Origin of the sequence: Bradyrhizobium sp. BRP22 (assembly GCF_020194175.1) — a bacterium.
In the GTDB taxonomy this organism is placed as follows: domain Bacteria; phylum Pseudomonadota; class Alphaproteobacteria; order Rhizobiales; family Xanthobacteraceae; genus Bradyrhizobium.
Genome location: NZ_JADYVX010000007.1, coordinates 121,088 through 143,396, shown reverse-complemented (window position 1 = coordinate 143,396; position 22,309 = coordinate 121,088). Strand labels below are relative to the sequence as shown.

General features: G+C 64.6%; 15 protein-coding genes. 6 read left to right on the top strand and 9 right to left on the bottom strand.

Features of this window, described 5'->3' with window-relative positions:
• Positions 1 to 15: 15 nt before the first annotated feature.
• The 4 genes from I6F35_RS12215 to I6F35_RS12200 are packed head-to-tail and all read right to left on the bottom strand — an operon-like array spanning position 16 to position 9,120.
• Positions 16 to 3,120, bottom strand: a complete 3,105-nt coding sequence (locus I6F35_RS12215; RefSeq protein WP_225117914.1) for an efflux RND transporter permease subunit — start codon at positions 3,118 to 3,120, stop codon at positions 16 to 18.
• Complete coding sequence (locus I6F35_RS12210; protein WP_225117913.1) at positions 3,120 to 6,248, bottom strand: efflux RND transporter permease subunit; 3,129 nt, start codon at positions 6,246 to 6,248, stop codon at positions 3,120 to 3,122. Before I6F35_RS12210 ends, I6F35_RS12215 begins: the two co-directional genes overlap by 1 nt.
• Positions 6,249 to 6,299: 51 nt before the next feature.
• Complete coding sequence (locus I6F35_RS12205; RefSeq protein WP_225117912.1) at positions 6,300 to 7,709, bottom strand: efflux RND transporter periplasmic adaptor subunit; 1,410 nt, start codon at positions 7,707 to 7,709, stop codon at positions 6,300 to 6,302.
• Entirely contained in the window at positions 7,699 to 9,120 is a 1,422-nt protein-coding gene (locus I6F35_RS12200) for an efflux transporter outer membrane subunit (protein ID WP_225118035.1), read from the bottom strand. Before I6F35_RS12200 ends, I6F35_RS12205 begins: the two co-directional genes overlap by 11 nt.
• 552 nt (positions 9,121 to 9,672) lie before the next feature.
• On the opposite strand from I6F35_RS12200, the gene I6F35_RS12195 reads away from it, so the two are divergent.
• The gene (locus I6F35_RS12195; protein ID WP_225117911.1) at positions 9,673 to 10,707 is read left to right on the top strand and encodes a cysteine synthase A; all 1,035 of its coding nucleotides are present in this window, start codon (positions 9,673 to 9,675) and stop codon (positions 10,705 to 10,707) included.
• 129 nt (positions 10,708 to 10,836) lie between these two features.
• Here the strand turns inward: I6F35_RS12195 and I6F35_RS12190 are convergent, their stop codons facing one another.
• From I6F35_RS12190 to I6F35_RS12175, 4 genes are read right to left on the bottom strand one after another with little or no spacing between them, the layout of a single operon-like run.
• Positions 10,837 to 11,577: an amino acid ABC transporter ATP-binding protein gene (locus I6F35_RS12190; RefSeq protein WP_249792491.1), complete on the bottom strand. Its 741-nt coding sequence runs from the start codon at positions 11,575 to 11,577 to the stop codon at positions 10,837 to 10,839.
• 10 nt (positions 11,578 to 11,587) lie between these two features.
• The gene (locus tag I6F35_RS12185; protein ID WP_225117910.1) at positions 11,588 to 13,111 is read right to left on the bottom strand and encodes an amino acid ABC transporter permease; all 1,524 of its coding nucleotides are present in this window, start codon (positions 13,109 to 13,111) and stop codon (positions 11,588 to 11,590) included.
• Positions 13,111 to 14,313 carry an amino acid ABC transporter permease gene (locus tag I6F35_RS12180; protein WP_225117909.1) on the bottom strand — a complete coding sequence of 401 codons (1,203 nt, stop codon included), beginning with the start codon at positions 14,311 to 14,313 and terminating at the stop codon, positions 13,111 to 13,113. The genes I6F35_RS12185 and I6F35_RS12180 overlap by 1 nt, the downstream gene beginning before the upstream one ends.
• An 18-nt stretch (positions 14,314 to 14,331) precedes the next feature.
• On the bottom strand, positions 14,332 to 15,348 hold the full coding sequence (locus tag I6F35_RS12175; RefSeq protein WP_225117908.1) for an amino acid ABC transporter substrate-binding protein: 1,017 nt from the start codon (positions 15,346 to 15,348) through the stop codon (positions 14,332 to 14,334).
• Between the two features lie 318 nt (positions 15,349 to 15,666).
• On the opposite strand from I6F35_RS12175, the gene metC reads away from it, so the two are divergent.
• From metC to I6F35_RS12150, 5 genes are all read left to right on the top strand, one after another.
• Positions 15,667 to 16,860 (top strand): cystathionine beta-lyase, encoded by a 1,194-nt coding sequence (gene metC / locus I6F35_RS12170; RefSeq protein WP_225117907.1) that lies wholly within the window; start codon positions 15,667 to 15,669, stop codon positions 16,858 to 16,860.
• 205 nt (positions 16,861 to 17,065) lie between these two features.
• Positions 17,066 to 17,863: a Flp pilus assembly protein CpaB gene (gene cpaB, locus I6F35_RS12165; protein ID WP_225117906.1), complete on the top strand. Its 798-nt coding sequence runs from the start codon at positions 17,066 to 17,068 to the stop codon at positions 17,861 to 17,863.
• A gap of 14 nt (positions 17,864 to 17,877) precedes the next feature.
• Positions 17,878 to 19,329 carry a type II and III secretion system protein family protein gene (locus tag I6F35_RS12160; protein WP_225117905.1) on the top strand — a complete coding sequence of 484 codons (1,452 nt, stop codon included), beginning with the start codon at positions 17,878 to 17,880 and terminating at the stop codon, positions 19,327 to 19,329.
• 16 nt (positions 19,330 to 19,345) lie between these two features.
• Positions 19,346 to 20,080 (top strand): CpaD family pilus assembly protein, encoded by a 735-nt coding sequence (locus I6F35_RS12155; protein WP_225117904.1) that lies wholly within the window; start codon positions 19,346 to 19,348, stop codon positions 20,078 to 20,080.
• On the top strand, positions 20,077 to 21,360 hold the full coding sequence (locus I6F35_RS12150) for an AAA family ATPase (protein WP_225117903.1): 1,284 nt from the start codon (positions 20,077 to 20,079) through the stop codon (positions 21,358 to 21,360). Before I6F35_RS12155 ends, I6F35_RS12150 begins: the two co-directional genes overlap by 4 nt.
• Here I6F35_RS12150 and I6F35_RS12145 read toward each other — a convergent pair whose 3' ends face one another.
• The gene (locus tag I6F35_RS12145; RefSeq protein ID WP_225117902.1) at positions 21,361 to 22,188 is read right to left on the bottom strand and encodes a tetratricopeptide repeat protein; all 828 of its coding nucleotides are present in this window, start codon (positions 22,186 to 22,188) and stop codon (positions 21,361 to 21,363) included.
• Between the last annotated feature and the right edge of the window lie 121 nt (positions 22,189 to 22,309).

Here is a 22,309-nt window from a genome sequence, read left to right as displayed (position 1 = left end):
CGGCCGCCAATTCAACTATTCCGCGGGCGCCGCCAGCGCCGCAGGTTCGGGGCGTCGCCGCAACCGGTCGATCAAGAGGTAAATCACCGGCGTGGTGTAGAGCGTCAGGATCTGCGAAACGAACAGGCCGCCGATGATGGTGATGCCCAGCGGCCGGCGCAGCTCCGTCCCGGGACCGGTGGCGAGCACCAGCGGAATGCCGGCAAACAGCGCCGCCATGGTTGTCATCAAGATTGGCCGGAACCTTGCGCTGCAGGCCTCGAAGATCGCATCCGCCGAGGACAGGCCGCGCTGACGTTCGGCATCGAGCGCGAAATCGACCATCATGATGCCGTTCTTCTTGACGATGCCGATCAAGAGGATGATGCCGACGAAGGCGATCACGGTCAGCGGCGTGTTGGTTAGTTGCAGCGCCAGCAGCGCACCCAGCCCTGCGGATGGCAAGGTCGAGATGATCGTCAGCGGATGCGCCAGGCTCTCATAGAGCACCCCGAGCACGATATACATCGCAACCAGCGCCCCCAGGATGAGCAGCGGCTGCCTTCCACTGGTCTTGTTGAAGTCACCGGCGTTGCCGTCAAAGCTGCCACGGATGCCTTCGGGCATATGCAATTCATCGATCGCCCGCTGGATATTCGAAGTTGCTTCCTCAAGCGGCACGTTCGGCAGAAGATTGAACGACACCGTGGTCGAGGGGAAGGACTGCGTGTGGTAGACGGCGAGCGGCGCCAGCCCCCGCTGGTAATGGACGACAGCCGACAACGGCACCTGGACGCCGTTGGCGCCGGCCACGTAAATGCGCTCGAGATTGGACGGATCCGTCTGGAATTTCGGATCGATCTCCAGCACCACCATGTATTGGTTGCGCTGAGTATAGACGATCGAGATCTGCCGCTGCGAGAACGCGTTGTTGAGCGCGTTGTCGATGTCCTGCACGCGGACGCCGAGGCTCGAGGCGGTCTTGCGGTCGATCACCAGGTTGAGCTGCAATCCGCCAGGATCACGGTCCGAGGAAACGTCGGTGATGCCCTCGACGGTTTCCATGCGTTTGGCGACGATCGGCGCCCACTTCTGCAACAAGTCGAGATCGGCGCTCGAGAGCGTGTACTGGTAGTCGGAATCGCTCTGTCTTCCACCGGCGCGGACGTCCTGGGCCGCGAACATGAACAGGCGGATGCCCGGCACCATGAAGAGGTTACGGCGCAGGCGATCGATCACGAGCTGCGTCGAAACCCCGCTCCTCTCCTCCGGTGATTTCAGGCTGATGAACATGGTGCCGCGGTTTGCGCCGCCACCAAACCCGCCGCCCCCGATCGACGAGCCGATGCTCGCGACCGCGGGATCGGCCAGAACGATGTCGGCTACCTGCTGCTGCAGCTTGAGCATGGCCTGGAACGAGATGTCGGGTGACGCCCGCGTCGCGCCGATGATGAAGCCGCTGTCGTCGGTCGGGAAATAGCCCTTGGGCGTCTTGATGTAGAGGGTCACGGTCAACGCGATCGTGGCGAAGAACACGAGCAGCGTCAGGAACGGGAAGCCGAGCACGACGCGCAGAGTCCACGTGTAAAAGCGCACGACGCGCGACAGGGTTCCCTCGATCAGGCGGTCGAACCAGGTGGCACGGTCGGAGGTCGCTTCCTTGATGTAATGCGCGCAGATCATCGGGGTGATCGTCAGCGATACCAGGGTCGAGACCAGGATCGCAAACGTCAGCGTCAGCGAGAATTCGCGCAGCAGGCGGCCGACGATGCCGTCCATGAAGATCAGCGGCGTGAAGGCGGCAATCAGCGACAGCGAGATCGAAACCACGGTGAAGCCGATCTGCTTGGCCCCCTCGAGCGCCGCCGGATAAGGCTCCATGCCGCGCTCGAGATTGCGGTACATGTTCTCGATCATCACGATCGCATCGTCGACCACGAATCCAACCGAGATCGCCAGCGCCATCAGCGACAGATTGTCGATCGAGAAGCCTGCGAGCCACATGCCGGCGCAGGTGCCCGCCAGCGCCAGCGGCACCGAGACACCCGCAGCAATCGTCGGCGTCACCCGTCGCAGGAAGATGAATACCACCACCATGACGAGCCCCGCGGTGGCAAGCAGGGTCAGCTGCATATCGAGCACGCTGGCGCGGATCGTGCCGGTGCGGTCCACGAGGGTGGAAATCTCGAGACCGGCCGGAATCCATTGCTTCAGCTCCGGCAGCATCGCCGACACCCGGTTGACGGTGTCGATGACATTGGCGTCGCCCTGCTTGGTGATCTGGATCAGGACCGCCGGCTGCTTGTTGAACCAGGCGATCGAGCGGACATTGCGCACGCTGTCTTCGATTTCGGCGACGTCCGAGAGGCGGACGAAATTGCCGTTGGAGCTCTTGACCAGGACGTTGCGGAACTCGGCGGCGGTCCGCATCTGTGGATTGATCGACAGCGTTTCGCTCTGGCGGCCGCCATTGAAGATGCCGACCGGCCCGAGCGGATTGGCATTGACGATGGCCTGGCGAACGTCCTCGGTGGCAATGCCGGCGTTGGACAGCGCCACCGGATTGAGCGAGATCCGCACCGCCGGCTGATCGGCGCCGGAGACGGTGACCTCACCCACGCCCGGTACCTGCGAGATGCGCTGGGCGAGCACGGTATCCGCAACGTCATACATCGCGCTGGTCGACATCGTCTTCGATGTCAGCGCCAGCACGAACACCGGCGACGCCGCGGGATTGGCCTTCCTGAAGATCGGCAATGTGGGCAAGTCGGTCGGCAGATCGGCCATCGAGGCGTTGATGGCCGCCTGCACGTCGCGCGCGGCACGATCGATGTTGCGTCCGATCGCGAACTGCACCTGGATGCTGGTGTTGCCGAGCGAACTCGTCGACGTGATCTGCTCGACGCCGGCGATCTCGCCGAGCCGGCGCTCCAGCGGCGCTGCCACGGTTGCCGCCATCACCGAGGGGTCGGCGCCCGGTCGCGTAGCGGCCACCCGGATCATCGGGAAATCGACGTTCGGAACCGACGCCACCGGCAGGAACTCATACGCCACGATCCCGACCAGGAACAGCCCGATCGCCATCAGCGTGGTGCCGACCGGACGGCGGATGAAGGGCTCCGAGATCGAGATCGACGCCATTACTGCATCCCCTCGGTCGCCCCCGCGACCGGCGGGCCCTGCGGACCCGGATCCGGCAGCGCGTGCTCGATGCGCCGGTTCAGGCGATCGAGCGCAAGGTAGATCACAGGGGTCGTGTAGAGCGTCAGCAACTGGCTGAGCAGGAGACCGCCGATGATGGAAATACCGAGCGGAAAGCGCAGCTCCGCGCCGGTGCCGCTTTCGATCGCAAGCGGCAGCGCGCCGAACAGGGCCGCCAATGTCGTCATCATGATCGGCCGGAAGCGCAACAGGCAGGCCTGCACGATCGCGTCATAGGGCGACATGCCCTGGTGCCGTTCGGCATCGAGCGCGAAGTCGATCATCATGATCGCGTTCTTCTTGACGATGCCCATCAGCAGGATGATGCCGATCAGGCCGATCACCGAAAGGTCCTGCCCGAACAGCATCAGCGCCAGGATGGCGCCGACGCCCGCCGAAGGCAGTGTCGACAGGATGGTGATCGGGTGGATGTAGCTCTCGTAGAGCACGCCCAGCACGATGTAGATCGTGATGATCGCGGCGAGAATCAGCCACGGTTGGCCGGCGAGCGACCTGGAGAATTCCGCGGCGTCGCCGGCGTACACGCCGACGATGCTGTTGGGCATGCCGATCCGGCTCTCGATTGCCTTCACCGCTTCAACGGCGTCGCCGAGCGCCTCGCCGGGCGCGAGATTGAAGCTGAGCGACACCGACGGGAATTGCGCCTGGTGCGAGATCGCGAGCGGCGCCGTGGTGCGCGTCAGCGTCGCCACGGCCGACAGCGGCACCTGCGCGCCGTTCACGCCGGGCAAGTACAGCTTGTCGAGGATCGATGGATCGCGTTGATACATCGGCAGTGCCTCCAGCACGACGCGATACTGGTTGGCCTGCCCATAAATGGTTGAAATCTGCCGCTGCGCGAATGCGTCGTTCAGGGTGTCGTTGACGGCCTGCAGGCTGACGCCGAGCTGGCCGGCGCGCTGACGATTGACGTCGAGTGCCGCCCGCAGGCCAGCCTCCTGCGCCTCCGACGACACGTCGCGGAACATCGGATCACGCCGCATCTCGGCGACCAGCCTGTTCGCCCAGAGCGACACCTCTTTCGCGTCCGTGCCGGTCAGCGTGTACTGGTACTGCGACCGGCTCGACTGGGTCGAAATCTGCACGTCCTGCACCGGCTGGAAATAGATGGTCATGCCCGGGATCGACGCCGTCTTCTGCTTCAGCCGTGCGACCACTGTCGAAACATCGTCGCGCCGTTCGCCGAGCGGCCTGAGCGTCATCACGAGCCGGCCGACATTGGTGGTCGGGTTGACCGAACCGGCGCCGATCACGGACACCACGCCGGTCACGTCGGGGTCCGACTTGATCAAGTCGGCCGCCTTGGTCTGCCGCGCCTGCATTTCAGCAAAGGAGACGTCCGGACCGGCCTCGGTCACTGCGGTGATCGATGAGGTATCCTGCAAGGGCAGGAAGCCCTTTGGCGCGATCACATACATGAACAGCGTGAGCGCGATGGTGGCAAAGGTCACCAGCAAAGTCGCGCGCTGGCGCTGCAGCACCCACAGCAGCGTGCGGTGGTAGAAGGCGACCATGCGGTCGATGGCGCGGCTGATGGCCCCCAGCCCAGGCAGCACGAATTCCTCACCGACATGCGTCAACAGCCGCGAGCACATCATCGGCGTCAACGTCAGCGAGATCACTGCCGAGGTCACCACCGCAATGGTCAGCGTCAACGCGAATTCGCGGAACATGCGCCCGACCAGCCCGGACATGAACAAGAGCGGAATGAAGACCGCGATCAGCGACAACGTCAGCGAAATCACCGTGAAGCCGATCTCGCTTGCGCCCTTGAGCGCCGCTTCCATGACCGACTCGCCCTCTTCCATGTGCCGAACGATGTTCTCGATCATCACAATGGCGTCGTCGACCACGAAGCCGGTGCCGATTGTCAGCGCCATCAGCGACAGATTGTCGAGACTGAAGCCGGCAAAATACATGATGCCGAAGCTCGTGATCAGCGACAGTGGCAGCGCCACGCCCGCGATCAGCGTGGCGCGCAGCGAGCGCAGGAACAACAGCACCACCAGCGTCACCAGCACGACGCTCAGGATCAGCGTGAACTGCACGTCGCGAACCGAGGCGCGGATGGTGACGGTGCGATCGCTGACGACGGTCAGGTTGACGCCGGCCGGAATCAACCGTTGCAGTCGCGGGATTTCGTCGCGGATCTGACGGACGACATCGATGACGTTGGCGCCGGGTTGGCGCTGGATGTCGAGGATGACCGCCGGCGTGCCCTGGTACCAGCCGCCGGTGCGGTCGTTCTCGAGCCCGTCCACGATCACGGCCACGTCGCCGATCGTTACCGGCGAGCCGTTGCGATAGGCGATGATGATCGGCTTGTAGGCCTCCGCCGCCGCGATCTGGTCGTTGGCGGCGATCGTATAGGCTTGCTGCGCGCCATCGAGCGATCCCTTTGGCCCTGAGACGTTGGCGCCGGCGATCGCGTTGCGCAGGTCCTCCATCGAGATGCCATAGGCCGCAAGCCGTGCCAGGTCGGCCTGCACCCGCACCGCCGGTTTCAGCCCGCCCAGCACGGCGACGCGGCCGACGCCGGAAATCTGGCTCAGCCGCTGGCCGAGGATCGTATCGGCAAGATCGCTCATCGCGCGCAACGAGATCGTCTCCGACGTCAACGCCAGCGTCATGACCGGCGCGTCCGCCGGGTTCACTTTCGCGTAGACCGGCGGGTAAGGCAGGTTCTTCGGCAATACGCCCGCAGCCGCATTGATCGCGGCTTGCACGTCCTGCGTTGCGCCATCGATGTCGCGGTTGAGATCGAACTGCAGCGAAATCTGGCTGACGCCGAACGAACTGGTCGAGTTCATCGAGGACAGCGACGGAATCTGACCGAGCTGACGTTCCAGCGGTGCCGTGATCAGCGAGGCGATCACGTCGGGGCTGGCGCCCGGCAATTGCGTCGACACCTGCACCGTCGGGAAGTCGACCTGCGGCAGCGCCGAAACCGGCAGCGCGAAATAGCCGAGCGCGCCGCCGATCATGAGCGCGATCCCGAGCAGCGAGGTCGCGATCGGCCGGCGGATGAACGGTTCAGAGACGCCCATGGCTTTGCGTACCCGTCCTTGCGAAGTCAGACATTCGGGCCGGTCCTTCGATCATGGCTGCGACTTCGCCGCGCCGCCTGACGTTTCACCCCCCGTTGCCGCTCCGCCCGCGCCCTTTTGTTCGCCCTGCGTGCGCTCACGCCGTGAACGATGCTCGCCGTCCTTGGCCTGGCCGTCTTTGGCCTGACTGTCCTTCTGGCCGTTCTTCGCGTCCGGGCTGCGGTTGCGCTTGCGCGGCGCGAGATCGGCGGTCGGCGCGGCATCGTCCTTGCCGATGATGACCTTCGATCCATCGGCGAGATTGGCAAATCCGGTCGTGACGACGCGGTCGGAGACCGCGATCCCCTTGCCGACGACGGCATCTTGCTCGTTCTGCTGGATCACCGTCACCGGCTTCGCAGTGACGATATTGTCCTCGCCGATCACATAGCTGAAGGTTCCGGCCGGCCCGCGCTGCACCGCCGAGGTTGGCACCACGATCGCCTTTTCCAGGGTCTCGACCTTCAGCCGCACATTGACGAACTGGCCGGGCCACAGCTGGAAATTGCCGTTGGGAAATTCCGCCTTCAGCTTCAACGTGCCGGTGGTCGGGTCGACCTGGTTGTCGATGCCGGTCAGTTTGCCGGTGTCGATCACGGTTACGCCGTCATTGCCGAACACGTCGACCGCGAGCGCGCCCTTGGCGGCCGCGGCATTCACGCGCACGATCTGCTGCTGCGGCAGGCTGAACCACACCGCGATCGGTTGCAACTGGGTGAGCACCACGAGGCCCGTGGTGTCGGAGGCGTGGATGATGTTGCCCTGGTCGACCTGACGGAGGCCGGCGCGGCCGGAGATCGGCGCGACGATCTTGGTGTAGCTCAGCGTCGCCGCCGCATTGTCGATCGCGGCCTGATCGGCCTTCACCAGCGCTTCCTGCTGCGCAACCACCGCTTTCTGGGTGTCATATTGCTGCTTCGAGCCCGCATTGGTTTGGGTGAGCTGCTGGTAGCGGACGAGATCGAGCCGCTGGTTGGCGAGCAGCGCTTCATCCTGCGCCTTCTTGGCGACGGCCTGATCGTACTGCGCCTGATAGATCGCGGGATCGATCTCGGCGAGCACGTCGTCCTTCTTGACGTCCTGCCCCTCGACAAAGTTCACCTTGATCAGCTTGCCGTCCACCTGCGAGCGAACCGTGACGGTATTCAGCGCGCGCACCGAGCCGACGCCGTCGAGATAGACCGGCATGTCCTGCACGCGCGGCATGGCCGCAAGCACCGGCACGGGCAGGTCGGGCCGGGCGTTGGCGTTGTGGCTACCGCCCTTCTGCTCCCATGCCAGCCAGCCGATATAACCGAGCCCACCGAGGATCACGACGGCGATGGTCAGCGACACCATTCGCTTGAGCAGGCGCGACAACAAGCCCGGCTTCTTCAGCTCCGCAGCCTTCGCGTCGTCCTTTGCTTCCGGCTTAAAGAGCATCGACCGGTCTCTCCACCTTTGGCTCCCAGCCGCCGCCCAGCGCCTGGTACAGGCTGATGATCGCCTGCAGCCGGGCCAGTTGCGCCTGCCACAGCGCGTCCTCGGCCTGGAATAGAGTCTGTTGGGTTTGTAGCACAGTTACGATGTCGGCAGTTCCGGCCCGCAACTGCTGTTCGGCCAGTTGAAACGCTCGCTGTGACGCCGCCACGACATCGCGCTGCAGCCTCAGCCTGATCGTGGTCTGGCGTATCGCCACCAGCGCGTTGTCGACGTCGGCAAAGGATTGCACCACCGTCTTGCGATAGGTTTGCAGCAGTTCATCCTGCTGCGCCTGCGTCAGCTCGAAATTGCCGAGGATCCGCCCGCCGTCGAAGATCGGCTGCGTCGCGCTGCCGACCAGGCTGAAGAACGCCGCATGCGGCTGGAACAGCGCCGACAGCGCCGAACTCTGATAGCCGCCCTGCCCGGTCAACTGGATGCTCGGAAAGAACTGCGCGCGGGCGCTGCCGACATTGGCGGTGGCGGCGGCGAGTTGCGCCTCCTGCCGCCTGATGTCGGGCCGCTGCGTCAGCAGTTCCGACGGCAGGCCCGGCGTCACTCGGGGAATGGCGATGTTGTTGAGCGAGCCGCCGGTGACGCGCACGCTTTCCGGCGGCCGCGACACCAGCGTCGCCAGCGCATTGATGTTCTGGTCGAGGGTCTGCCGAAGCGGCGGCACCAACGCGCGCTGGTTTGCCACCAGGCTCTCCTGCTGCGCGACGTCGAGATCGGTGCTGGTACCGGCATTGAAGCGATCCTTGATCGCGTTGAGGACACGCTCCGCAGCGGCGATATTGCGCTGGGCGGTGCGAATCCGATCCTGCGACGTCAGCACCTGGAAATAGGCGTTGGCAACGGCGGCGAGCGTGGTCAGCGCCACCACCTCGCGGTCGAACCGGCTGGCGACCGCGGTCTCTTCCGCCGCCTGCGCGGCATCGCGGTTCTGGCCCCAGAAATCGAGCTGATAGCTCGCGGCAAGCGAGGCGTTGTAGTTGACCACCTCGCGCCCGCCGATGCTCAGCCCGCTCGCGCTCGAGCCGGAGGTACGCGAATAGGTCTCTGATCCGGCGGCCGAGAGCGTCGGCAGCAGGGCCGCGCCGGTAATCCGTGCCTGCGCGTCCGCTTGCTTGAAACGCGCCACGGCCGCCGCAATGTCCAGATTGACCCGCTGGGCTTCCATCATCAGGCTCGTCAGTTCTGTCGAGCGAAAGCCGCGCCACCAATCGAGCGTCGGCGGCGCGTCGGAAGCTTTTGCTTGCCGCGCCGCCTTGTAACCGGCGGGAATGTCGAGCGCGGGATCGGGAAGGTCCTTGGTCAGGATGCAGCCGGCCGAGCTCGCCGCGATCACAAACCCGGTCAGCGCACGCAGCACGCCGCCCAGGCTTGACGCAGGCGCGCGCCGCCGTTCGCCGACAGCAGCCCCCCGGATGTGCTGGCTCACCTCCGTTCTCCTCCGCGCGCCGAATCAAGTCGCGACGAGCTCGCAACGCGTTGGTGGGTGGTCTGCAGAACCTTCACGGGGTGGTGCTTCCAATGGAACCGACCCGTCATATTACTCCGGGCGCATGGCAAGCGGACAGTCCCGCCGGCCCAACGGGAGACTGCGGCCAAGCTCAACCAGGGAACCGTCGAAAGGCCAAGTTGTCCTTGTTTTACGGGCCTTACTTCAATTTCGTCAGCGCCGGGAGGCGTCCGAATCTTACGAACATTTCATGGGGATTTCCGAACCCCTGTTGCCCCAAAACCCCAATGCACCGACACCATCCGCGAGCCGTTTCACAAGTTGGGAGTTGCGAGCCGGATTTCCGCCGGGCGGGGCTTCGATTCGGGCCGGCTTGCGCCGCGGCGCAAGGGCCTTTCCCTTTTGCCGCCCCCGCACTAGGGTCAGCCGGGAGCGAAATAACCGGCAAAGAATACCCCCGACATGACCATCAACAATGACGTCGTCGAAGCCATCGGCAATACGCCGCTGATCAAGTTGAAGCGCGCTTCCGAGCTGACCGGATGCACCATCCTGGGCAAGGCCGAGTTCATGAATCCCGGGCAGTCGGTCAAGGACCGCGCCGGCAAATGGATGATCCTGGAGGCCGAGAAACGCGGCACACTCAAGCCGGGCGGGCTGGTGGTGGAATCCACCGCCGGCAATACCGGCATCGGGCTCGCGGTCGTCGCCAGCGCCCGCGGTTACCGGACCCTGATCGTGATCCCGGAAACCCAGAGCCAGGAAAAGAAGGACATGCTGCGGCTGTGCGGCGCCGAATTGGTCGAAGTACCAATGTTGCCCTATGCCAATCCGAACAACTATCAACATGTCGGCAAGCGGCTGGCCGAGCAGCTCCGCAAGACTGAACCGAATGGCGTGTTGTTCGCCGACCAGTGGAACAATCTCGATAACGCCAAGGCGCACTATGAGTCGACCGGTCCGGAGATCTGGCAGCAGACCAACGGCAAGGTCGACGGCTTCATCTGCTCGGTCGGCACCGGCGGCACGCTCGCCGGCACCAGCCGTTACCTGAAGGAAAAGAACAACGGCATCGTCGTCGCCTGCGCCGATCCGCACGGCTTTGCGATGTACGAACTGTTCAAGCACGGCGAGGCCAAGTCGACGCCGGGCAACTCGATCACCGAGGGCATCGGTCTTGGCCGCGTCACGTCCATCATCGAGACCGCGAAAGTCGACGACGCCTTCCTCGTCTCGGACGAGGAAGCGATCACCGTGATCTATGAGTTGCTGGAGCACGAAGGGCTCTGTCTCGGCGGCTCGACCGGCATCAACATCGCCGGCGCGATCCAGCTGGCAAAGCACCTCGGGCCCGGAAAGACCATCGTGACGATCCTCGCCGACTCCGGCAACCGCTACCAGTCCAAGCTGTTCAATCCGGACTTCATGCGCTCGAAGAACCTGCCGGTACCGGCGTGGCTCGAGAAGCGCACCAAGATCGACCTGCCGTTTGTGTGAGCGTGGCGGCGCCACGCCCACGGACCTCATCCTGAGGAGCGGCCGCAAGGCCGCGTCTCGAAGGATGGGCCACGGGCTCTATGGTTCGAGACGCGCGCTATCGCGCACTCCTCACCATGAGGGAGACAATCACCGCAATATCTGACTGAGGAACAGCTTCGTCCGCGCGTGCTGCGGATGGGCGAAGAATTCTTTCGGCGTGTTCGACTCGATGATCTGGCCGGCGTCCATGAAGATGACGCGGTCGGCGACCTCGCGGGCAAATCCCATCTCGTGCGTGACGACCAGCATGGTCATACCCTCCTTGGCGAGGTCGACCATGGTGTCCAGGACTTCTTTCACCATTTCCGGATCTAACGCCGAGGTCGGCTCGTCGAACAGCATCACCTTCGGATTCATCGTGAGCGCGCGGGCGATCGCAACGCGCTGCTGCTGGCCGCCGGACATCTGGCCCGGATATTTGCCGGCTTGATGCGGGATTTTCACCCGCTCCAGGAATTTCATCGCGGCGACTTCGGCGTCCTTCTTCGGGATGTTGCGTACCCAGATCGGCGCCAGCGTGCAGTTCTCGAGCACGGTCAGATGCGGAAACAGGTTGAAGCTCTGGAACACCATGCCAACCTCACGCCGGACCTCGTCGACGCGCCGCAAGTTCGGACCAAGCTCGATGCCATCGACAATGATCTCGCCCTCCTGAAACTCCTCCAGCGCGTTGATGCAGCGGATCAGCGTCGACTTGCCGGAACCCGACGGACCGCAGATCACGATGCGCTCGCCCCGGGCGACTTCGAGATTGATGTCGCGCAGCACGTGGAAGTCGCCGTACCACTTGTTGAGGCCTTTGATGCTGACGATCGGATTCGAGCTCATGGCGATGCACTCAGTTGCGCCGGTGCGCGTTCAGCCTGTTCTCGACGAACAGCGAATAGCGCGACATGCCGAAACAGAAGACGAAATAGATCAGCCCGGTGAAGGCAAAGCCGGTGAAAGCCGTGGTCGGCGTCGCCCAGACCGGATCGCTGAACGAAGCTCGCAGCGATCCAAGCAGGTCGAACAGCGCGACGATCGACACCAGCGACGTATCCTTGAACAGCGCGATGAAGCTATTGACGAGGCCGGGAATGACGTGGCGCAGCGCCTGCGGCAGGATGATCAGTGCCGTCGTCTTCCACCAGGACAGGCCGAGCGCGCTTGCCGCCTCGCCCTGCCCGCGCGGGATCGCCTGCAACCCGCCCCTGATCACCTCGGCCTGATAGGCGCCGGCGAACAGCGCAATGCCGATCAGCGCGCGCACCAGGCCATCGATGGTGAATCCGGTCGGCACGAACAGCGGCAGCATGTAGGTCGCAAAGAACAGCACCGTGATCAGCGGCACGCCGCGCCAGAACTCGATGAAGGCGATCGAGAAGAAGCGGATCAACGGTATGGTCGAGCGCCGGCCGAGCGCCAGCGCAATGCCGACCGGCATCGAGGCGACGATGCCCGTCACCGAGACGACCAGCGTCACCAGCAAGCCGCCCCACAGCCGGGTGTCGACCACGGGGAAGCCGCCGCGGTCGAGCTTCATGATCGATATCACCAGGCCAATACCGGCAAAGGTCGCGAGGCTCACAGCCAGCGGCCGCCAGCCGGTGCGGAAGCCGCCGCCGAGGAAGAACAGCAGCAGCGACACGATCACAGCGGTGATCGCAAAATCGATCCAGACCGGCTGACCGGCGATCTGGATCTGGTCACGCAGCCATTGCAGCGGCAGCAGTACCCAGGAGATCACCGTGCTGACCAGGACGATCAGTTTTCCGAGCCCCCAGAGCAACGGCCCGATCACCGCCGTGGCTTCGCCGGCCGCCGCGAGCTTGCGCCCGCCATCACCGATGCTGTCGTTGAAGCCTGACAACAGCGACGTGATCCAGCTCACGGCAAAACCATCGAGCCCGCCGCCACGCAGCAGGAAGAATGCCACCACCGGCAAGGCCAGGAAGAACAGGCTGGCGTTGATGCCCTTGGCCGGAAGTCGGGGAATCAACAGCGGCAGCAGCAGCACGGCCGTCAGGAAGAAGGTCAAGTTGACCCGCCAGCGCTCCGGCTCCGGATAGAACCCGTAAATGAACTGGCTGAGCTTGGCCTGGACAAACGGCCAGCACGCGCCGACCGGATGCCCGACATTCTCGGCCAGGCACGCGGCCCGGTCCGTGCCGGTCCAGACCGCGTCGACCAGCAGGAATCTGACCGTGGGGACGAGCACGAACCACAGCAACAGCACGCTGATGAGGGTGATCAGGATGTTGGTCGGCGAATTGAGCAGCCGCGTGCGCAGGAAGCCCACAAAGCCCGTGGTCTTCACCGGCGCCGGCCGCTGCGGAACCAGTTCCTCGCGGACGAAGTTGGAAACGGCGATATCGCTCATCAGCCCATGCTCCGACTGATCCGCCATCCGTAGAAGCTCATGATCGCGCTCGTCACCAGCGAGATCAGCAGATAGACCCCCATCGTGATGCCGATGATCTCGATCGCCTGGCCGGTCTGGCTCAGCGTCGTTCCCGCGAACACGGATACGAGGTCGGGATAGCCGATCGCAACCGCGAGCGAGGAGTTCTTGGTGAGGTTGAGATACTGGTTGGTGAGCGGCGGCAGGATCACGCGCAGCGCCTGCGGGATCACGATCAGCCGCAGCACCTCGCCGCGATGCAGCCCGAGCGATGAGCCCGCCTCCATCTGTCCCTTGTGCACAGACAGGATGCCGGCACGGACGATCTCGGCAATGAAGGCGGCGGTGTAGGTCGACAGCGCCAGCGTCAGCGCCACGAACTCCGGAATGAGGCGCGAGCCGCCGGCAAAATTGAAGCCTCTCAGCACCGGCATCTCGAAGGTCACCGGCGCGCCAAAGATCAGCGCCGTCACCAGCGGCAGGCCGATCACGAGGCCGAGCACGTAAGGCCAGATCGTGAGCATCCTGCCATGTTGGTAGAGCTGCCGCCGCGCGTAGCGCCACAGCACCAGCGCCGCCACGATCGCAATCAACACCGCGACGACAAACGGCTCGAAGCCGGGATTGCCGATCGGCTTGGGAATCACCAGGCCGCGGTTGTTGAGGAAGAACATGCCGAACACGGAGATGCTCTGCCGCGGGCTGGGCAACGCTGCGAGCACCGCGAGATACCAGAACAGGATCTGAAACAGCAGCGGCAGGTTGCGGATCAGTTCGACATAGCCGCCGGAAATCCGCGACAACAGCCAGTTCGGCGACAGCCGCCCGAGCGCCACCATGAAGCCGATCACGGTTGCGAAGAAGATGCCGATCACCGAGACCAGAAGCGTATTCAGCAGTCCAACGAAGAAGACACGGGTATAGGTGTCCGACCCCGTATATGGGATCAGGTTCTGGCTGACGTCGAAGCCGGCGGTGTTCTGGAGGAAGCCGAAGCCCGCGGTGATCCGCTGCGCCTGCAGGTTGGCGCGGGCATTGGCCACGATCTCATAGGCAATCCAGGCGAGCACGGCCACGAACAGGAGCTGGAGGACGAAGCCTCCCCACCCTGCGCGGCCGCCGAGCGCACGTTGCAGCTTGAATACAAACTGCGACGGTGGTTTGCGGGGCTCGATGGCCATCGCCGCACGCCAGTTGGGTTAGCGGATCGGCGGCGCGTACTGGATGCCGCCCTTGTTCCACAGGTTGTTGAGGCCGCGGGCGATGCCGAGCTTCGAGCCTGCGCCGACGTTACGATCGAACGCCTCGCCGTAATTGCCGACCGCCTTCACGATCCGCGACATCCAGTCCTTGGTCAGGCCAAGCTGTTCGCCGAGATTGCCGTCGGTGCCGAAGGCACGCTTCAACTCCGGCTTGTCAGACTTTGCCATCTCATCGACGTTCTTCTGGGTGACGCCGAGCTCCTCGGCATCGACCATCGCAAACAGCGTCCATTTCACGATGTCGAACCACTGGTCGTCGCCATGGCGGACCATCGGGCCAAGCGGCTCCTTCGAGATCACCTCGGGAAGCACGACGTGATCGGCAGGAGTGGCGAGCTTGAGGCGCTCGGCATAGAGCTGGGAAACGTCGGAGGTGAAGACGTCGCAACGGCCGGATTCATAGGCCTTCACCGTCTCGTCGGCAGAGGCGAACGCGATCACCTCATACTTCATGTTGTTGCCCTTGAAGTAGTCCGCGAGGTTCTGCTCCGTCGTGGTGCCGGTCTGCACGCAAACCGAGGCGCTGTTCAGCTCCAGCGCCGAATTGACCTTCAGCGACTTCTTCACCAGGAAGCCCTGCCCGTCATAATAGGTCACGCCGGTGAAGTTGGCGCCGAGCGAGGTGTCGCGCGACAGCGTCCAGGTGGTGTTGCGCGACAGCACGTCGATTTCGCCCGACTGCAGCGCGGTGAAGCGGTCTTTGGCCGACAGCGGCACGAACTTGACCTTGGAGCCGTCGTTGAAGATCGCCGCCGCGATCGCACGGCAGATATCCACATCTAGCCCGGTCCAGTTCCCCTTGTCGTCCGGGGACGAGAATCCCGGCAGGCCCTGGCTGACCCCGCAGGACAGCTGGCCCCGGTCCTTGACCGTCTTGAGGGTTTGCGCCGAAGCGGCCTGCGCCGAGAGGCCGGCGGCAAGGGCAAGGGTAAGAACCAGCGATACGCGTTTCATGGTCTGGGCCTTTCAAGGGTCGTCCGGGAAGGTTTGCGTGCGGTCGCCTTAAACGTTAACGGACCGACCGATGATCCCTCGCGAATCGCCGATCTGGCCTGCATCTCGCGTGCCAATCAGCCAAGCAATGGATCGAAGGTCGCGGCAGGCCCCTCAACGTGCGGCGACTTGAAGTTGGGCGCATCACATAGTGACTGGCGAGCCGGGTCAAGGGGTTGACGGGGCTCTTCCCTGTCCTGTTATTAAAAACCCGGCCCGGCCCGCTTCTTGCGACGTGTCACGGCTGCTGCGGCAAAAAGTCATTAAGACGGCGAGCGCATGAGCTTTTCCAACGACGGACCGGTCCATCCACAACAGCCCGCAACCCGCCTGGTGACCGCCGGCCGGGACACCGAGGCGCAGAAGGGCTTCGTCAATCCGCCCGTCGTCCACGGTTCCACCGTGCTCTATCCGACCGCGGACGACCTCCATGCCCATCGCGGCGAATATCAATATGGCCGCCACGGCACGCCGACGACCCGGGCGCTGCAGGACGTACTGATAGCACTGGAGGGGCCGCAATGCGCCGGCGTCGGACTGGCGCCCTCAGGCCTCGCGGCGATCAGCACGGCGCTACTGTCGGTGCTCAAGGCCGGCGACCATCTCCTGGTCTGCGACAACGTCTACCGCCCCTCGCGGAATTTCTGCAACGGCATGCTGGCGCGCTATGGGGTGGAGACCACCTATTTCGATCCCCTGACCGGCGCCGGTGTCGACGCGCTGTTCAAGCCGAACACCCGTGCGGTGCTGGTCGAAGCGCCCGGCTCGCAATCCTTCGAGATGCCCGATATTCCCGCGATCGCTGCCGCCGCGCGGGCGCACGGTGCGCTTGTGATCGACGACAACACCTGGGCGACCCCGCTCTATCACCGCTCGCTGGAGCAAGGCGTCGACATCAGCATTCAAGCCGCGACCAAATATATCGGCGGCCACTCCGACATCATGTTCGGCACCATTTCGGCCAATGCCAAGGCGTGGCCGCTGCTCGCCGAGGGCATTCGCCTGCTTGGCGTCTGCGCCGGCCCCGATGACGTCTATCTGGCGCTGCGCGGCATCCGCACGCTGTCGGTCCGGCTGGCGCAGCATTACCATTCGGGACTGGAGATCGCGCGCTGGCTGCAGGCACGTCCCGAGGTGGCGCGGGTGCTGCATCCCGCGCTCGACAGCGATCCCGGCCACGCGATCTGGAAGCGCGATTTCACCGGCGCCTCCGGCCTGTTCAGCATCGTGCTGAAGCCGGCGCCGCAGAAAGCCGTCGACGCCCTGCTCGACACCGTCAAGCTGTTCGGCATGGGCTATTCCTGGGGCGGCTTCGAAAGCCTGATCATCCCCTTCGACTGCGGCGAGTATCGCACCGCCACCAAATGGGCGCCGGGCGGACCGGCGCTGCGCCTCCATATCGGCCTCGAGAGCATCGACGACCTCAAGGCCGATCTCGATCGCGGCTTCGCCGCGCTCGAGGCGGCGATGTAAGCGCACGAGCATCGGTTTTTGCGGGCTTCTTCGCGCGTGCAATAACCGCGCGTTCACCATGACGACGAACTCCAAATCCGCGTCGGCGAAATCATCCCGCTCATCAAGTTCCCTTACACTTTTGTTCCCTTACTCATGCTCCGGGGTTGGGCTGCCATTGCACCGCGGCGTCGGCAGTCTCGAGTAAGTGTAAGCAGTCAAGCGTATGAAGACCGCACAAATCGTCGTCCTGACCATCGCGCTTGGTGCTGGCGGCGTCGCGGCCTATTTGGTCGCACAACCGGAAACCAAACCCGGTCTGGTCGCGCCGGTCGAGCAGCGACTGCCAACCGTCGAAGTTCTGGTCGCGCAATCCGATATCGGCCTCGGCCAATCGGTCAAGCAGGAGAATCTGCAATGGCAGACCTGGCCGGCGGCGACCGCAAGCAGCAATTTCATCCGTCGTAACGAAAGACCAGATGCCATCAAGGACCTGATCGGCTCGATCGCACGGGCGCCGCTGATCGCCGGCGAGCCGGTCCGCGAGCAGAAGCTCGTCAAGGCGGACGGATCGGGCTTCATGGCGGCAATCCTGCCCTCGGGCAGCCGCGCGATCTCGACTGAAATCTCGGCGGAGACCGCCGCCGGCGGCTTCATCCTGCCGAACGACCGTGTCGACGTCATCCTTACGAGGCGCGAGAAGAACCCGGACCAGAACAGCGCGGATATCATCCGTTCGGAGATCATCCTGAGCAACATCCGCGTGCTCGCCATCGACCAGGCGCCGAAGGAAAAGGATGGCGCCAATTCGCTGCTCGGCAAGACCGTCACGCTTGAACTGAAGCCCGAGCAGGCCGAGACGCTGGCGCGGTCGCGCCAGTCCGGCGTCCTGTCGCTCGCGCTGCGCAGCATCGCCGATGTCAACGTCGCCGACAATGCCTCCCAAGACCAGCTCCCGAAGCGGGGCCAGAGCATCAACGTGGTTCGCTTCGGCGTCCCGAGCTCGACAACGACACAGAAGTGAGAAGGACGCCTGCCATGACATGCGGTCGAACCAAATTTGGGGTGCGGACTTCGCCGGTCCGTATCGTCTTGCTTTCGGCCGCGGCCGCACTGACGCTCTCGCCGGTCGTCGCCGCCGATTCCGAGACCCAGGGCGCGCTAGCGGTTGCCAGTTCATCGGCCAAGACCCGCTTCCTGGCGCTCGGCGTCGGCAAATCCGTGATCGTCGACCTGCCGCGCGACGTGAAGGACGTGCTGGTCGCCGACCCCAAGATCGCCAACGCCGTCGTCCGCTCGGCGCAGCGCGCCTATATCATCGGCGCGGCAGTCGGGCAGACCAACGTCGTGTTCTTCGATGTCGATGGCCAGCAGGTCGCCTCCTATGACATCGCGGTGAAGCGCGACCTCAACGGCGTGCGCGCCGCACTGAAGCAGACGCTGCCGGGCATCCAGATCGAAGGCGTCGGCGACGGCGTGATCCTGACCGGCTCGGTGTCGTCCCCGATTGAGGCCCAGCAGGCCGGCGATCTCGCGGCACGGCTGGTCGGCGGCGCCGAGAAGGTCGTCAACTCCATCACGGTGCGCGGCCGCGACCAGGTGATGCTGAAGGTCAATGTTTCGGAAGTACGGCGCGACATCGTCAAGCAGATGGGCGTCGATCTATCCGCCAACATGAACTACGGCACGGCGATCGTGAACTTCAACAACTCCAACCCGTTCACGGCGTTCGGCCGCCCGCTCGTGCCGGACAATGGCGGCGCCGTCTCCGCCGTCGCCAAGGGCATTCCCACCGTCACCGCTACCTTGCGCGCGATGGAAAGCGCGGGCGTTGCGCGGACGCTGGCCGAACCCAATCTCACAGCGATTTCGGGGGAGTCCGCGACCTTCATCGCCGGCGGCGAATTCCCGATTCCCGCGGGCTATTCCTGCGATCCGGTCACGCATGTCTGCACGACCCAGATCCAGTACAAGAAATTCGGCATCTCCCTGAACTTCACGCCGGTGGTGCTGACCGAAGGCCGCATCAGCCTGCGCGTGATGACGGAAGTGTCGGAGCTCTCCAGCGACAACGCCATCACGCTGAACCAGGCCGGCACGTCGCTGACGGTTCCTTCGATCACCACCCGCCGCGCCGAGACCACGCTGGAGATCCCCTCCGGCGGCTCGATGGCCATGGCCGGCCTGATCCAGCAGAAGACCAAGCAGGCCATCAACGGCATGCCCGGCGTCGACCAATTGCCCATCCTCGGCGCGCTGTTCAGGAGCCAGGACTTCGTCAACAACGAGACCGAGCTGATGGTGCTGGTGACGCCTTATGTCGTCCGTGCCGTCGCCCAGAAGGAACTGTCACGGCCCGATGACGGGTTCGCGCCGGCCGCCGATTCGCAGTCGACGCTGCTCGCGCGCATCAACCGCATCTATGGCGTGGCGGCCCGGGCCGAGCCGGTCGGGGCTTATCCCGCCAATTTCGGTTTCATCATTGATTGAGCCTGGGGGCGGGACAATGACGGGCAGAACATACCACCATCGCGGACTGTACCGCCTGGGCGCACTCATTGGTCTGTCGCTCGCGCTGGCGGCCTGCCGCAGCGGCGGTGACGAACTGACGACCGCGACCGTTCCCAACGACTACCGTCTGCGGCATCCGATTGCCGTCACCGAGGCCGATCGCTCGATGGTCATCTTTGTCGGGCACGGACGGCCCGGCCTCACTGCCCCGCAACGCGCCGACGTGATCGGACTGGCGCGAAGTTGGACCCGCGAAGGCACCGGCGCGGTCATCGCCGAGGTACCGGTCGACACGCCGAACGCGCGGGCGGCCGGCGCGACCTATCAGGAAATCCGCTCGCTGCTCACGGCCAGTGGCGTGCCCGCACGCGCCATCACGCTGCGCAACTACCATCCTGACGATCCGCGCACGCTGGCGACGATCCGCCTGAGCTATCCGAAGATCACCGCCGTCGCTGGTCCCTGCGGGCTGTGGCCCGAGGATCTCGGCCCCTCGCTCGACAACTATGGCTACAACCAGAACAGGCCCTACTACAACCTGGGCTGCGCGACCCAGCGCAACCTGGCGGCGATGATCGACAATCCCGCCGACCTCGAACAACCCCGCACGGAGACGCCGGCCTACGCGCCGCGGCGTGACGCGGCGTTCGAGAAGTACCGGAAGGGTGTTTCCACCACTACCAGCTACCCCGAAGCCGACAAGGCCAAGCTCAGCGACACAGGCAAATGATCAGCCGCGCCAAACACTCTGACAGCGAAACCGAAGCCGCGCCGCATGCCGATGACTATATCGCCCCTGCCCCGCGCGTGTCGGTGCAGGCGTTCTGCGCGACGGTGGCGACCGCGACGACCGTGAAGGCCGCGAGCGAGGATCGCCGGCTCGCCAAGGCGCATCTCTCAGTGCATATGGGCGGCATCGCTGCGGCGATCGATGCCTATCACACCGCGCCAACCCCGAACGTGATCCTGCTCGAGACCGAGAGCGGCAGCGATTTCCTCGCCGGCCTCGACGACCTCGCGACCGTCTGCGATGCCGGCACCCGCGTCGTCGTGATCGGCAGGGCCGACGACAAGGCGCCCTATCGCGAACTGGTGCGACGCGGCGTCAACGACTATGTCATCGGCCCCGTCGAGGTGCTCGATGTGGTGCGCTCGATCTGCAGCCTGTTTTCCGCTTCCGAGGCGATCACCGTCGGCAGGATGATCGCAGTGTGCGGCGCCAAGGGCGGCGTCGGAGCTTCCACGGTAGCCCATAACATCGCCTGGGCCATCGCCCGCGACATCGGGCTTGATTCCGTCGTGATCGATCTCGACCTCGCATTCGGCACGGCCAGCCTCGATTACAACCAGGACCCGGTGCAGGGCATCGCCAATGCGGTGTTCCAGCCGGAGCGTCCGGACAGCGCGCTGATGGAGCGGCTGCTCGCGAAATGCACCGACCATCTCAGCCTGCTGGCTGCGCCGGCGACGCTGGACCACGTCTATGATTTCGGCGCCGATGCGTTCGACGCGATCTTCGATACGCTGCGCATGACGACGCCCTGCATCGTGCTCGACGTTCCCCACCAATGGACCGCCTGGACCCGCCGCGCGCTGATCGGGGCTGACGACATTCTGGTCGTCGCCGAGCCTGATCTGGCCAACATGCGCAACACCAAGAACATGATCAACACGCTGAAGGCGGCACGGCCCAACGATCGTCCCCCGCTCTACTGCCTCAACCAGGTCGGCATGACCAAGCGGCCCGAGATCGAGGTGCGCGCGTTCGCCAAGACCATCGACAGCCAGCCGATCGCCACCATTCCGTTCGATTCGAAACTGTTCGGCACGGCCGCCAATAACGGCCAGATGATCGCAGAGATCGCCGGCAATCATCGCATCACCAAGACGTTCCTGCAGATTGCGCAGCGGATGACGGGTCGCGCCGACACAAGGGTGCAGCGCAATTCGCTGCTGTCGCCGATCATCGAAAAGTTGCGCGCCGTCGGCGCCCGATCGAAAGGCGCGTAGCTACCGCGCGTCGCCGGCCGCAGCCACCGGGATCCTCTCGCCACCACCCCGCGGCCCTTCCTTGCGGGCCAGCACACGCTTCAGTGCGGCGACATTGGCGGCCGCTTCCTCCGGGGCCAAATCCGCCTTCACGATGCTCTCCGCCTCGCTCGTGCGGCCCTGCAGGCCGACCGCAAGCGCCAGGTTGGCCTTGATGCGCTGGTCGTTCGGCGCGCGGCTGCGGGCCCTGCGCAGCGTCTCCTCGGCTTGCGGCAAGTCCTTCGACAGCACGTAGGACAGGCCGAGATTGGACAGCACCGACGGCTCGTCGGGCACGATCTTGAGCGCGCTCGCATAGTATTGCCGCGCCTCGTCGTGACGATCGAGCTGATCGAGCGCCGCGCCTTGCGCGGACAGGATGCGCCAATCCGGATCGTCGGGGCTGTGGGCGCGGCCGAGCACGTCGAAGGCCTGCTGGAAATTGCCGTTGTCGGCAAGCGCGCGCCCATAGCCGGCGAGCAGCGCCTTGTTGTTCGGCTGGGTCATCGACGCCTGCTCGAGGATCGCAACGGCTTGCGCGCGCTGGCCGGTGGCGCGCAGCGCCTTGGCATATTGCAGCGCTGCGTCGGCGTCCTTCGGATTGGCCTTGAAGCGCTCCTGATAGGTCTCGAGGTCACGCCGCGGATCGGCGGAGGACCGGCTGGCTTCGGCCTTGTCGCCGAGCGAACCCGTGATATCGGAGGGGATGGAGGTCTGGCAGCCGCCAAGCGCCAGCACCAGGGCCGCCGATGCTGCCGCGCCGGCGAGGAGCCTTGCGGCGGGAGATCGGTGAAGCAACTTCTGGGACATGGACCCCTGACCACGGTCGGCGACTGCCCGGAATGCTTCGCAGCTTAACCCTAAATCCAGGTTAAGCGGGCGCGCTGCACAGCATGTTCGAAGCGAAATCGAACATCTGCGCGCCCGCTGC